The organism is Roseofilum capinflatum BLCC-M114, from assembly GCF_030068505.1.
In the GTDB taxonomy this organism is placed as follows: Bacteria; Cyanobacteriota; Cyanobacteriia; order Cyanobacteriales; family Desertifilaceae; genus Roseofilum; species Roseofilum capinflatum.
In genome coordinates this window covers 125,117-137,948 of record NZ_JAQOSO010000084.1, presented here as the reverse complement: position 1 = coordinate 137,948, position 12,832 = coordinate 125,117, and the positions used below count along the sequence as shown (strand labels likewise).

Genomic DNA, 12,832 nt, shown 5'->3' with positions numbered 1-12,832 from the left:
AATAATAGAAGCTGAACGTTAATCGGGTTCAATTCCCTGGATGATTGCTTCACTGTGACAGACAAAGCCAAAACATTGTTTGACATTATAAAGGGTGGCCTCCCAACAATAGGGGGGTGAGGTGGTGGCGCTACAGTCTTGAACTAAAATACAGTCGTAGCCGAGAAAGTTGGCATCTTGTAAGGTACAGAGAACGCATTGATCGGCGTTGACTCCGGTAAAAAAGAGGGTGGTTTTGCCGAGGTTGCGGAGAATACTGTCGAGGGGAGTATCCCAAAAGCCACTCATGCGATATTTGGCGATGTGAATGTCTTCCGGTTGGGGGACGAGTTCCTCTACAATGGCGGCAGCCCAACTGCCTGCGGTGAGGACTTGTGCATCTTTTTCCGGTAGACGATCGCCTAATCCAATGCCTTCGCCAGTCGGATTATACACATGCCTTAACCCGGCGCTGATATTGAGTAAGTCTGGACGGTTGCCCCAGTTAAGCCAAATAATGGGGACTTGGGCAGCGCGTAAGCGGGGCAAAAGCTGATTTAAGGGATCGATGGGCGATCGCGCGGGCGAAACATCGACCCCAATATGGGCTAACCAACCCTGGGGATGACAAAAGTCATTTTGCATATCAATCACCAATAGGGCAGATTTAGCCAAATCTAACCGCAAGGTTTTGGTGGCTGTGGTGAGGGTAATGGGTTGGGGAGAAATGGGAGGACGGGTAATATCGGCAGTATCGGCATTGACTTGCCAAGCGTTGGGTGGAGTACCCAGAGGATTGAGGGCACGAGTCATGGGAGCCTCCTCAAATTAAGATGAATTTAAGTAAAGTGTAGGCAAGATTTGACTAAGATGACTCCATTTTCCGATAAAATAGAAGACTATGAGCCAAAGTCAGGCAAGGAGAGATCGATACATTGGCGATCGATCAAAAATATCCTCACCTGATAGGTATACACTTGGCTCTTCTGCACCTCCAATTGCCCAATCAAAACAGGGGAAAATTATTATGGCTGTTGAAAAAGTAAACTCTTCATCGAGTCTCGGAGAAGTGGTCGATCGCATCCTCGATAAAGGAATTGTGGTTGATGCTTGGGTTCGGGTCTCCTTAGTGGGAATTGAATTGCTGGCCATTGAAGCCCGTGTGGTCATTGCTTCAGTTGAAACTTACCTTAAATATGCCGAAGCAGTTGGATTAACCGCTCAAGCGGCTGTTCCGGCAGTTTAGTCTCAGGATTAGACTGGCTTTCGATAAGGTATTTCCATCTTGGGGGAAATAGGAACTCCTTTCTATTTCCTCTGAGGAAGTGTTAAACCAGGTACAGGACTGCGGTCTGAGAAACAAAGCTTCTAGGGAAGGGGGAAGAAAAGACTATGGCGCTTAAAGATGAGTGGCGATCGCAAAGAGAAGAACGCCAAACCCAAACACGCGAGCGTTCGGAGGAAGTCCAAACTCAGATACAGAACCTAAATGACCAACGTCAAGCAGCAACAGCCCAACTGCAAGACCACCTGCGGCAGTTTCGGACAGAATTAGCCCAAGCTGAAGCGGATCGGCGTTTAAGAGGGCAGCAGCAACAGGCAGATCTGCAAACCTACGCCCAAGAATTACGAGAAGAAATCGAAGATTTTTTAGAAACTGCAACCACAGAACGGTTTCTGATGAGCGATGAGGTAGCCACAAGTCTCCAGGAGACCATGGAGCGCCTGCAAACGGAAACCCAAAACTTTTTGAGCGTCGCTCGCCAAAGTCGTCAACAGCGCTATGGGGAACTTCAGGAAGATCTAGCCGAGTTTATCGAAGATCTGCATCTGCAAATGGACAGCTATCGTCAACAGCTAGAGCAACAGCGCCAAGAGCGGATAGCCGAGATCCAGATTCGCCAAACAGAGGTAAAAAAAACTCTCTCTAGCACTCGTCAACAGCACCAAGAAAGTGCCCAAGCTCTGCAAGTAGAACTCGATAGTTTTATCCAGAGCTTGCGAGACTATCGCCAGAGCCTCTACCAAGCTGTGTGGGGCGATACACCTGTGGCGGTTGCTACACCAGCCGCGAAACCCAAACCGGCGTTGAAAACCAAGCGGCCAAAAGCTAAACCCCAAGCAGCTCCAGCCCCCTAACCTGCCCCTGCGCCCAAACCTGCGCCCACAGCAGCAACCCCTCCCAGTCCACCTCCAGCCCCGGAACCGGTGACGGAAAAAGGGGATAAAAAAAATGTAAACGATCTATCGACGGAAGAAGAACAGGTTTATAATTTCTTACGCAAGTCACCCTCATCGCGATTAACGGTCATTGAAGAAGCCCTAGGGATTAACCGCGTGCAAGCAGTAGATACTCTGAGATCCTTGATCAAAAAAGGCATGGTGACTCAGCGCGATCGCCTGTACTCTGTACTCTAACTTAACTCCCCATGCCCACCTTACTCAACGCCCGTTCTAGGGGCTTTGTCAATACGCCCACCATCGAGCGACTGACGAACCGCGCCCTACGCTATCTTCAGTCTGGGTTTTCTGTGCATTTGCGCGGCCCCGCCGGAACGGGAAAAACGACCCTCGCCTTACACTTAGCAGATTTACTCAGTCGTCCCATTATGCTGATTTTTGGGGACGATGAACTGAAAACCTCAGATCTGATCGGCAACCAATCTGGGTACACCCGTAAAAAAGTGGTCGATAACTATATCCACAGCGTGATTAAACTCGAAGACGAACTGCGGAAAAACTGGGTAGACTCCCGACTGACTCTAGCGGCCAAAGAAGGGTTTACCCTGGTTTACGATGAGTTTAACCGCTCCCGCCCAGAGGTCAATAATGTCCTGTTATCGACCTTAGAAGAAAAATTGCTGGTTCTTCCCCCTAATAATAGCCGCACTGAATATATCCGGGTTCATCCCCAATTTCGGGCCATATTTACCAGCAACCCAGAAGAATATTGTGGAGTTCATGCTACCCAAGATGCGCTATTAGACCGTCTGGTAACCTTGAATATGCCTGACCCAGAAGCTGAAACCCAAACGGCTATTTTAGTGGAAAAAATCGGCATTACTCCAGAAGAGGCGCAAACTATCGTCGATATTGTGATGGCGTTTCAGCACAAAACGGGAAACCAGAAAACTATCGGTTTGCGATCGGGACTGATGATCGCTAAAATTTGCCATGAACATGAAATTGCGATCGCTCTTGACCAAGAAGCCTTTCAGGAAATCTGCGAAGATATCCTGCTCTCGCGTACCGACTTAGACCTTTCAGGAGCAAACCGGGTCATTCAGACCCTATTTGATCCTCAGAGTCTCAAGACTCAAAGCGCTCTCCCCTCTCCGACTCCTGCCTTAGCTGCACCCGAACCTTCTCAACCCGCGCAAAAAGTTTACACCTTCTTACACCAAAGTGAAGGAGCCAAGCTTTCTGATATCGAAAGTGCTGTCGGATTAAATCGGGTAGAAACCGTGAATATTTTGCGCCATTTAATGGAACAAGGCAAAATCCGGCTCAATGAAGAGCGCAAATATATTGCCCAGTAATTCAAGGGGCGATTCAAGATCAGGGAAAAGCTCAGTTTTTCCTATTTCCCATTCCCTATTCCCCCATTCCCCTATTCCCGTGCCTGCTAACTCCCGTCCCATAACCTCAAGCCAAAGTTCCACCCTTGCTGATGTCCTCGAAAGAGTGCTAGATAAAGGGGTCGTTATTGCTGGTGATATCTCCGTTTCTGTCGGTTCAACGGAACTGCTTAATATTCGCATTCGCCTCTTAATTTCTTCCGTAGATAAAGCCAAAGAAATTGGCATTAACTGGTGGGAGAGCGATCCTTATCTGAGCAGTCAGCACAAACAACTACAAGAAACCAATCAACAGTTACTAGAGCGCATTGAACAACTCGAAACCCAACTCAAAGCACTGAAATCTTCTGAAACTGAACCCGAAAGTGACGATTGATGGGGATTTAGACTCGGTTGTATTCCTGGATCTTTATGAAAATTTTATGCTAATATCCGTAGCTGTACGGTTGGCCTAACTCGGGAAAAAAAAGTTATCTTAAAGATCGCAACTTATGCAAATCACCGGTTATTTAACGCAAAAAATAAGTAAAATAACTTATTAAACTATCTTTTTAATCCGGTGAGATCTCAAGAGTTGTATGTCATGTTTTCAGAAATATTCAGAAGTTGAATCACCTAGATATGATGATCTCCTTAACCAGTAGCTTGAAAAAAATTGCCTCATCAGTAAGTCTGGTAATTAGTTTGTTCTCACCCTTGGCGATCGCCCCTGCCCTAGCAGAAGACATCCCCAGCGATCGTGCTGAATTCCCAGGGCGGCGCATTGGAGGAGGGACTCGCAGCGCCTGTGCAGCCAAAGCTAAATCTCTAATCGCATTGAACCCAACCAACAACCTGGGGATGACTGCCAGCTCTCGTCCCTCCCTCTACTTTGCAATTCCCCCTCTTGAGAGTTCCTATCCAGTGCAATTTTTCTTGCAGGATGAAGCCGGAAATCCCGTTTACGAAACGACAACAGAAACCGAAAATACCCAACAGTTGCTCGGCATTCAGTTACCAGAAGGAACCTTAGAAGTGGGTCAAGACTATCGCTGGTATTTCGCCTTCGCTTGCAATCCGGCCGATCCCTCCCAAAGTATCGTGTTATCAGGATGGCTGCGCCAAGTCGCTTCAGACTTACCTGTAGACACTGATGAAGCAGCTAATCTCAATACTCGTCTGGCTCAGATAGACTCTTATCAAGACTCTGAACTTTGGAATGATGCGATCGCAGGCCTAGTTCAGTTACAGCAACAGTATCCAGAAAACCCCGATGTTCAGAACCGATGGATCGACCTTTTGCAAGCTCTAGAACTGGAAATGTTGATCGAGCAATCCGTAGCGAATGAAATGCAATAGGGTAACCCTTCACCATGGGGAAGCTCAAGGCAAAAAACGGTTTAGCCATAACTAGCACCAAGCCCTATATCGTTCGGGTGATGGGGCACTCTGTGATCATCTCCAGTGCGATTTTGACCACTCTGTTTGTTGGACTCCAACAATGGGGGGGGCTAGAATTGTTAGAGTTAGCAGTTTTCGATCGCTTCACACGCCTGGAAGCCGATGCGGTTCCCGATCCACGGATGGCGATTGTGAGCATCACCGAAGAAGATTTACATCGTTATCGATGGCCCTTATCCGATGAAATTTTAGCCCAAACTTTAGCCAAACTTCAGACATACCAACCGAGGGTCATTGGTCTCGATCTGTATCGGGATCTGCCCACACCACCAGGAACTTCTAAGCTAGAAACTCAACTGCAAGCGCCTAACTTAATTGCTATTACTGAAATTGTCGGCGGCATTCCAGCCCCACCCAACGTTGAAGCAGAGCGAATTGGGTTTAACGACTTAACATTAGACATCGATGGCGTACTTCGGCGTGGACTGTTATTTGTGCCTACGCCAGAACAAGATTACTATTCATTTGCCTTGCGGGTGAGTCTGGCTTATCTCAAACCCAATGACATTCATTTTCGCTATAGCTCTGATGCCCTGTTTCTAGGAGAAATTCCCCTGATTCCCTTAGAGCCAACATCGGGAGGCTATCAAACCGCAGATACACGAGGCTATCAAATACTACTCGACTACCGAGGCCGGAGGCGGGTCGCTCCTACCCTCTCTTTGAGCCAATTGCTTTCAGGGGAGGTCGATCCAGCCTGGGTGCGCGATAAAGTAGTGTTGGTGGGGACAGCCGCCGCCAGCTTAAAAGATCAGGTCTACACCCCCTATAGCGCCGATGAGGACACTTTCCAGATGTCTGGGGTGACGATCCATGCCCAAATCACCAGTCAACTGTTGGATATTGCCTTGGGTGGAGAACGGCGGTTTCGCTTTTGGCCGCAGTGGGTAGAACTGCTGTGGCTATGGGTTTGGATTGTTACGGGAACCTTGCTGGCTTGGCGATCGCCCCATCCTCTAACCTTAGCAGGGTCTGCCATGCTAGGACTGGCCATTATTGGCTCAGTGGGGTGGGGACTCTTTACCCTGACAACCATCTGGATTCCCGTGGTTGAGCCAGGCTTGGCCTTGGTAGCAGCCTTTGGCTTAACCCTAGCGTATCGGTTGCTCCATGTCACCCACTATGACTCCTTAACCGGATTACTCAATCGAGAAGCATTTTTGCATCATCTAGGGCGATCGCTCACTCGCACCCTAAACATGCCCTCAACTGTAGGGGTAATGTTTCTGAGCCTCGATCGCTTTGAGAGGATTGATGAGAGTTTAGGGCCGTTGATAGGCGATCGTCTATTACTCAAGGTCACCACGCGCTTAAAGGCAGCCTTACCCCGCTCGGCCCAACTGGCACGGGTGAGTCATGCTGAATTTGCCGTAATCCTTCAGTCTTCAGAACAACAGGAATTAACTTACTTGGCCGATCGCCTGCAACAGGCCTTGTCAGAGTCTTTTTTCCTCCATCAACAATCCGTCGCCATTACCCTCAGTATTGGCATTGCCATGACCGAAAGGGAGCAGCACTACACCCCGGAAAACTTACTCCGGGATGCCCATACAGCTATGTATCGCGCTCAAGCCTTGGGAAAAGAGCGCTACCAAGTTTTTTCGGCAGGAATGCTTGAAGAAGTCGTCGATCGCTTTACCTTGGAAAGCGACTTGCGTCAGGGAATTGCTGCTCAGGAATTTGTCCTCTATTACCAGCCGATTGTTGACCTGAAAACTGAAAAAATTGCCGGATTTGAAGCGCTGATCCGTTGGCAACATCCGCGCCAAGGCTTTGTTTCTCCCTTTAAGTTTATTCCCTTAGCGGAAGAAACCGGATTGATTCTGCCCTTGGGTGAATGGATTTGTCAACAAGCCTGCCATCAAGCTGCATACTGGCAACAGCTATGTCCCCAACATCCGCCCATGGTTAGTATTAATCTCTCAGGTCGCCAATTTGAGCAACCCAATTTATCTCAAGACCTGGCGCGAATCATTAGAGAAGTGGGAATTGAGGGGTCAAATCTTAAATTTGAGATTACCGAAAGTATGGTGATGGGAGATGTGGAAGAGGCGATCGATTTGATGTTGCGAATTAAATCTCTCGGTTGTAAACTCGGCCTGGACGATTTTGGCACGGGGTATTCATCTTTAAGTCACCTGCGTCGTTTTCCCATTGATACTCTCAAGGTCGATAAGTCATTTGTACAGAAAATGGGAGCGAGTCACGAAGACCGGGAGATTGTTCGCATGATTGTTTCCCTCGGTCATACTTTAGGTATGGATATCATCGCCGAAGGAGTGGAAACCCAAGAAGACGCAGAAGCCTTGAGGTTGCTCAACTGTGAATTGGGTCAAGGATACTTCTGGGCTAAACCTTTGCCGAGCGATCGAGCAACAGAGCTTTTGCAACAGCAATATAGCAGCTCCAGGGAATAGGGAATGGTGTTACTCGGACGTAAAAGCAGAACAATTAACAATTTATGTATGTCACACTTGATTAAAACCCTTTCAATCGATACCAACTTTTCAAGGTTTGCGCCCTGGCTCAGGAGAGTTACCGGTTACGGGTTGGCGTTGGCTATTGCTAGTTTGAGCGCTCTACCGGCAGTAGCTCAAACCTTGAGCGATCAAATTCTCTCTATGGAACGGGGTTTAGAACAAGAATTTGAGACCTATTTTGGTGAAGATCTCGCTGAGGTCACCCAACCTCCTGAAGACATTGCTTTAACTTTGGCACGAATTGGAGAAGAAACGGGAACGAATCCTGCTGTTCTCTGGGTGATTCCTAAAGGCGATCATCTACACTTGGTATTAATTACCTCAAAAGGAGAACCGGTCGTCCGAGACTTGTATGAAGTTCCCGATGACGTTCTGCGTCGTGTAGTCACTCGGTTTCATCTAGAAATACACAGTTCACCGACTCTAGGAAGTTTGCGAGCAGCCAAGCAGCTTCATGAATGGATAATCGAACCGTTGGAGGCCGATTATTTGCAAGCTGAAGGGATTGATACCATCCTGTTTTGTTTGGGGAATGGAGTGCGAAGTCTACCGTTATCAGCCCTTTACGATGGCGAGCAGTTCCTGTTAGAGAACTATAGTTCTACTCGGATTCCAGCGTTCAATTTAATTCAGGCGGAGTATGTGGATTTTCAGCCTGGAGATATTCTGGCTATGGGGGCTTCTGAGTTTGAAGAACTCAATCCTCTCCCTGCTGTGCCGACGGAATTGGAAACGATTTTGCAGGAACTGCGGGTTGAGCGATCGCCCCAACACCAATGGGACGGACACTCTTTTCTCAATCAAGAGTTTACCCGTTATAAGTTAGAGCAAGAGATTGCCTCTTTACAACCGAATGTGGTGCATTTAGCCACCCATGCGGTATTCCGTCCGGGTGAACCCAAGGAGTCTTATATTCAATTTTGGGATGGCAAACTGGGGTTAAATGAGATGGGTGGGGTGAATTGGGGGGATTCGGTTTTAGAGTTACTGGTACTGAGTGCTTGCCGCACGGCGATCGGCGACGATCGCGCAGAATTGGGTTTTGCTGGGTTAGCTCTGAAATCAGGGGTAAAATCGGCTCTAGGAAGTTTGTGGAATGTCAATGATTCGGCCACGTTGGCTCTGATGGGTGAATTTTATCGGCAATTAGGAACGGCTCCGACGAAGGCAGAGGCTCTACGACAAGCCCAGTTAAAAATGCTGCGAGGGGAGATTCAAATTGAAGGCGATCGCCTGCTGCTCTCCCGTGGTTCTGTTCCTTTGCCACCAGAATTAACGGATGAGGAGATTCGGGATTTTTCTGCTCCCTATTATTGGGCTGCCTTTACGATGATTAGTAGTCCCTGGTAATCGATTGTTGACTCATCTGACGCAAAAAGGAGAGAGCTGTTTACGACTCTCTCCTTTTTATGATATTCTCTATACCCCCAAGGGAATTCGAATCCCTGTCGCCTCCGTGAAAGGGAGGTGTCCTAGGCCTCTAGACGATGGGGGCTTGTTTTATTCACCTTAATTATCCTAACTAAGGTTTTTGGATCTGTCAACCCCCGATCCCAAATTTTTTTCCGGGGTTAAGATCCTGAGTTCATCCTCACCCATTTCCTCTTGTAGGAATCCGGAACTCCGGATACAGTGTGGGATAAATTTGGTGTGGTCTGTGGGAGTAGATATGCATAATCAAACATCGTCGGTCAACCTGAAATGGAAGGATTCATCGTTACCAGAGAGCGGGCTAAGTGTTCCTTTACGAGAACGGGCTTGGGTGGAAATCGATCGAGGGGCGATCGCCCATAATGTGCGAGAACTGAAACAGCATTTGAGCCAGAAGTGCCAGTTAATGGCGGTTGTGAAAGCTGATGCCTATGGTCATGGGGCGATCGCCGTTGCAGAAACGGCTCTGGAAGCGGGGGCAAGTTGGTTAGGAGTGGCAACTATTCCAGAGGGGATACAATTACGGGAAGCGGGAATCGAAGCCCCGATTCTGATTTTAGGCGCGGTTAATACTCCTGAACAAATCCAGGCGATCGCCCATTGGGGGTTACAACCGACTCTCTGTAGTGCCAAACAAGCCTTAATTGTCTCGGAAACCCTGAGCGCACTGCAACAAACCCTCACGGTTCACCTAAAACTGGATACGGGAATGTCCCGTTTAGGGATTTCGTGGCAAGAAGGGGCTGAATTTTACCAACGGGTTTCCCATCTTCCCTATCTCCAGATTGGCAGCGTCTATTCCCACTTGGCAACGGCCGATAGTCCAGATCCCCAGATTATGAACCAACAGCATCAGCGCTTTGAAGCGGCGATCGCCGAAATTCAAGCCATGGGGTTACCGTTACCGAAACTCCATTTAGCCAATTCTGCGGCTACTTTATGCGATCGCACCTGTCATTATGACCTGGTGCGCGTCGGACTCGCTACCTATGGACTCTATCCCGCGCCCCATCTACAAGGAATTCTCAACCTCAAACCCGTCATGCAAGTTAAAGCGCGAGTGACTCAAATTAAAACAATTCCTGCGGGTACAGGAGTGAGTTATGGCTATCAATATATTGCGCCCCAGGATATGACGATTGCCGTCGTCGGTATTGGCTATGCCGATGGTGTTCCCCGCAACCTCTCCAATAAACTACAAGTCGGCATTCGAGGGCAACGCATTCCCCAAGTGGGAGCCATCACCATGGATCAATTAATGCTTGATGTGAGCAATGTTCAAGATCTGCAAGTCGGTGAAGTCGTCACCCTTTTAGGACAAGATGGAGGCCATCAGTTTACTGCCGATCATTGGGCCACAATTCTAGAAACGATTTCTTGGGAAATTTTATGTAGCTTTAAGCATCGTTTGCCTAGAGTCACCCGTTAGGGATGGGGAGATGGGGAGATGGGGAAGAACCCATCACCCATCAGCCCCTCTTCCCCTCTCTAAAGAAAAAGAAGATCGGGAAATGGCCCAACGGAGGTTAAAATAGGATGCCAACGATCGCATAATCTATATCAACCCAGCGTTTTATGATTTCGAGCAATGATTTTAGAACGGGCGTGACCATTGAACTTGATGGCAGTGTGTGGCGGGTGGTCGAGTTCTTGCACGTTAAGCCAGGTAAGGGATCTGCCTTTGTACGCACTAAGCTGAAGAATGCTCAAACCGGAAGTGTGGTTGAGCGCACATTTCGCGCCGGTGAAACGGTTCCTCAAGCGAATCTGGAGAAGCGGACAAAGCAATTTACTTATCGAGATGTGGATCAGTTTGTGTTCATGGATATGGAGACCTATGAAGAGAGTCGCCTGAATGAAGATCAAATTGGCGATCGCGTTAAGTATCTCAAAGAAGGTATGGATGTTAATGTCGTCTCTTGGGGCGAGCAAGTTATAGAAGTCGAATTGCCGAATTCGGTGGTTTTAGAAGTGACTGAAACTGACCCAGGGGTGAAAGGAGATACAGCCACAGGAGGAACGAAACCGGCCACTGTGGAAACGGGCGCTCAGGTGATGGTTCCTTTATTTATCTCTATTGGTGAAAAAATTAAAATCGATACCCGCGACGATAGCTATTTAGGTAGAGAAAAATAATCGCCTTTGTGGTTGCCATATTATATTCTAAACATCTAGAGAAAGGGTGAAGAAACTGTGAATTTGAACTTTGACGAACTGCGTGAATTAATTACTACTTTAGGTCAAACAGATATTGCTGAATTGACCTTAAAGAGTGATACCTTTGAGTTGACGGTTCGTAAGGGAGAAACGGGAACTCTACAGAGTGTATCTCAGGTTGCAGTCTCTCCCCCAGTCGTCCAAACTCCAGTTCCTCCCCCTACAGAACAGGCTCCAGTCGTTTCTCCAGCGAGTGAACCGTCTCCTCCTCCTCTAGAGCAAAAGTTAGAAGAGATTAAGTCGCCGATGGTGGGTACGTTCTATCGCGCTCCAGCTCCGGATGAGCCGCCATTTACAGAGGTGGGCGCTCGCATTCGGGTGGGGGATACGGTGTGTATTATTGAGGCGATGAAGTTGATGAATGAGCTGGAGGCGGAAGTTTCTGGAGAGGTGGTGGAAATTTTGGTGGAAAATGCCCAACCGGTTGAGTTTGGACAGGTGTTGATGCGAGTGAAAGCGAGTTAAGGGAATGGGGAATGGGGAATAGCCCTCTTCTGTCACTCTTGGAAATTCTAACGAATTTCCGTTGTTACAGCCCGCGATCGCGAAGCGTTTCATGTCGGCGACAGCCGAAAACGGAGTTTTATCGCTAACGAAAGAATCAGGTTTGTTGGGTTTCGTTCCTCAACCCAACCTATGAATCAAGGCATTTTTGGTTTTGGCGAAGGTATTGTTAAAGAAACAATGATGCTTAATAGACAAATGACTGGCTCAATCAGACTTTCTAAACCAATATAGGTTTAATACTGACGATCGTCTGGTGTAATAGCCCGTCTGAGCCAAATTGGATCTGTGGTAAAAATAAAATCGGCAGCAAGATAAGGAAACTCTGCCCTCAATGTATTATAAAGGAGAGTGCGAAGACGATCTTGTTCCATTAAATGAAGTTCTTGAGTTGAGGGAAAAACGAAATAGAATTGTACATAAACTAATCGCCCCAAACAACCTTGACGGATATGATAGTTTGTGATTGATTCTGTTTCTAAAATGGGATTGACTAACCTGAGAACTTGAGCCTGAAGATTGCTCTCATCGACTCTACCCACGACTTGATACCAATTGGATTTAATGATACCTATGGGCATAGAACCTGCTGCTAGAACCAGGATAATCACCAAGGTGGGGTCAGCATAGGGAGTAAATGGAGCCAGGGGCGTTTTTTGCACAAACATGACGATAATAAACCCTAAAGCGACGGCTCCACTGAGTAAGCCATCGATAAACCAGCTTTTCGCATCCACTTCCAATAAGGGAGAGCCACTTTTTTGGGCAAGCTTGCGTTGAATAACGGCGATCGCCATACAGCCGGTTGCTGCAATTAAAGCATACCAAATGGCTATGCCAGCAGATACGGGATATCCCCCATCCACAATCGCACTTATGGCGGAAACCAGAGCAAAGATACAAATTACCAACATGAGTAATCCCTTACTCATGTTAAAAATGGGTTCAAAAATGGCATACCCAAAGGGATAATATTGGTCATCCGGTCGCCGAATTAAACGGGAAACATGCAAGGACAAAAAGGTGACAATAAAGTTGATTAATGAAAATAAACCATCCAGAAGAATGGCTTCTGACTGGGTTAGAATAGAGAATCCAAACCCCAGGACTGCCATACCTAGAGTTCCGATCATCCCTAACTTAATCGCTTTTTCTTCAAAAATATGGCTGTTGGACATACTCAAAAATCTTCTGGGTTTACCT

13 protein-coding genes and 1 tRNA gene are annotated in these 12,832 nt (G+C 47.6%); 11 read left to right on the top strand and 3 right to left on the bottom strand.

What is annotated here, in order from left to right; all coding sequences use genetic code 11:
* Positions 1 to 18 precede the first annotated feature (18 nt).
* Complete coding sequence (locus PMG25_RS15840) at positions 19 to 792, bottom strand: cysteine hydrolase family protein (protein WP_283767867.1); 774 nt, start codon at positions 790 to 792, stop codon at positions 19 to 21.
* 214 nt (positions 793 to 1,006) lie between these two features.
* Here PMG25_RS15840 and gvpA point away from each other — a divergent pair, with 214 nt between their 5' ends.
* The 8 genes from gvpA to PMG25_RS15800 all read left to right on the top strand — a co-directional run bounded on the left by gvpA (position 1,007) and on the right by PMG25_RS15800 (position 8,827).
* The gene (gene gvpA, locus PMG25_RS15835) at positions 1,007 to 1,225 is read left to right on the top strand and encodes a gas vesicle structural protein GvpA (RefSeq protein ID WP_271944488.1); all 219 of its coding nucleotides are present in this window, start codon (positions 1,007 to 1,009) and stop codon (positions 1,223 to 1,225) included.
* A 146-nt stretch (positions 1,226 to 1,371) separates the two neighbouring features.
* Positions 1,372 to 2,118 carry a coiled-coil domain-containing protein gene (locus PMG25_RS15830; protein WP_283767866.1) on the top strand — a complete coding sequence of 249 codons (747 nt, stop codon included), beginning with the start codon at positions 1,372 to 1,374 and terminating at the stop codon, positions 2,116 to 2,118.
* Positions 2,119 to 2,187: 69 nt separating this feature from the next.
* Positions 2,188 to 2,397 carry a helix-turn-helix domain-containing protein gene (locus tag PMG25_RS15825; RefSeq protein WP_283767865.1) on the top strand — a complete coding sequence of 70 codons (210 nt, stop codon included), beginning with the start codon at positions 2,188 to 2,190 and terminating at the stop codon, positions 2,395 to 2,397.
* A gap of 11 nt (positions 2,398 to 2,408) precedes the next feature.
* Positions 2,409 to 3,518, top strand: a complete 1,110-nt coding sequence (gvpN, locus tag PMG25_RS15820) for a gas vesicle protein GvpN (protein WP_283767864.1) — start codon at positions 2,409 to 2,411, stop codon at positions 3,516 to 3,518.
* A 79-nt stretch (positions 3,519 to 3,597) separates the two neighbouring features.
* Positions 3,598 to 3,933, top strand: a complete 336-nt coding sequence (locus tag PMG25_RS15815; RefSeq protein WP_283767863.1) for a gas vesicle protein — start codon at positions 3,598 to 3,600, stop codon at positions 3,931 to 3,933.
* Positions 3,934 to 4,178: 245 nt separating this feature from the next.
* Positions 4,179 to 4,895, top strand: a complete 717-nt coding sequence (locus PMG25_RS15810) for a DUF928 domain-containing protein (RefSeq protein WP_283767862.1) — start codon at positions 4,179 to 4,181, stop codon at positions 4,893 to 4,895.
* Between the two features lie 14 nt (positions 4,896 to 4,909).
* Entirely contained in the window at positions 4,910 to 7,414 is a 2,505-nt protein-coding gene (locus PMG25_RS15805; RefSeq protein WP_283767861.1) for a putative bifunctional diguanylate cyclase/phosphodiesterase, read from the top strand.
* Positions 7,415 to 7,462: 48 nt separating this feature from the next.
* Positions 7,463 to 8,827 (top strand): CHAT domain-containing protein, encoded by a 1,365-nt coding sequence (locus PMG25_RS15800; RefSeq protein WP_283767860.1) that lies wholly within the window; start codon positions 7,463 to 7,465, stop codon positions 8,825 to 8,827.
* 72 nt (positions 8,828 to 8,899) lie between these two features.
* Here PMG25_RS15800 and PMG25_RS15795 read toward each other — a convergent pair.
* Positions 8,900 to 8,972, bottom strand: a tRNA-Glu gene (locus PMG25_RS15795).
* Between the two features lie 174 nt (positions 8,973 to 9,146).
* On the opposite strand from PMG25_RS15795, the gene alr reads away from it, so the two are divergent.
* From alr to accB, 3 genes are all read left to right on the top strand, one after another.
* Positions 9,147 to 10,337, top strand: a complete 1,191-nt coding sequence (alr, locus tag PMG25_RS15790) for an alanine racemase (protein ID WP_283767859.1) — start codon at positions 9,147 to 9,149, stop codon at positions 10,335 to 10,337.
* 146 nt (positions 10,338 to 10,483) lie between these two features.
* Positions 10,484 to 11,044, top strand: a complete 561-nt coding sequence (efp, locus tag PMG25_RS15785) for an elongation factor P (protein WP_283767858.1) — start codon at positions 10,484 to 10,486, stop codon at positions 11,042 to 11,044.
* Between the two features lie 57 nt (positions 11,045 to 11,101).
* Positions 11,102 to 11,590: an acetyl-CoA carboxylase biotin carboxyl carrier protein gene (gene accB / locus PMG25_RS15780; RefSeq protein WP_283767857.1), complete on the top strand. Its 489-nt coding sequence runs from the start codon at positions 11,102 to 11,104 to the stop codon at positions 11,588 to 11,590.
* Between the two features lie 275 nt (positions 11,591 to 11,865).
* Here the strand turns inward: accB and PMG25_RS15775 are convergent, their stop codons facing one another.
* A complete protein-coding gene (locus tag PMG25_RS15775) occupies positions 11,866 to 12,807 on the bottom strand; it encodes a cation diffusion facilitator family transporter (RefSeq protein ID WP_283767856.1) in 942 nt (313 codons plus the stop codon).
* Positions 12,808 to 12,832 lie beyond the last annotated feature (25 nt).

Bases quoted from the DNA above. Each gene is read 5' to 3' on its own strand.
- PMG25_RS15840 (WP_283767867.1), bottom strand. From the start codon at position 792: ATGACTCGTGCCCTCAATCCTCTGGGTACTCCACCCAACGCTTGGCAA.
- gvpA (WP_271944488.1), top strand. From the start codon at position 1,007: ATGGCTGTTGAAAAAGTAAACTCTTCATCGAGTCTCGGAGAAGTGGTC.
- PMG25_RS15830 (WP_283767866.1), top strand. From the start codon at position 1,372: ATGGCGCTTAAAGATGAGTGGCGATCGCAAAGAGAAGAACGCCAAACC.
- gvpN (WP_283767864.1), top strand. From the start codon at position 2,409: ATGCCCACCTTACTCAACGCCCGTTCTAGGGGCTTTGTCAATACGCCC.
- PMG25_RS15810 (WP_283767862.1), top strand. From the start codon at position 4,179: ATGATGATCTCCTTAACCAGTAGCTTGAAAAAAATTGCCTCATCAGTA.
- PMG25_RS15805 (WP_283767861.1), top strand. From the start codon at position 4,910: ATGGGGAAGCTCAAGGCAAAAAACGGTTTAGCCATAACTAGCACCAAG.
- PMG25_RS15800 (WP_283767860.1), top strand. From the start codon at position 7,463: ATGTCACACTTGATTAAAACCCTTTCAATCGATACCAACTTTTCAAGG.
- alr (WP_283767859.1), top strand. From the start codon at position 9,147: ATGCATAATCAAACATCGTCGGTCAACCTGAAATGGAAGGATTCATCG.
- efp (WP_283767858.1), top strand. From the start codon at position 10,484: ATGATTTCGAGCAATGATTTTAGAACGGGCGTGACCATTGAACTTGAT.
- PMG25_RS15775 (WP_283767856.1), bottom strand. From the start codon at position 12,807: ATGTCCAACAGCCATATTTTTGAAGAAAAAGCGATTAAGTTAGGGATG.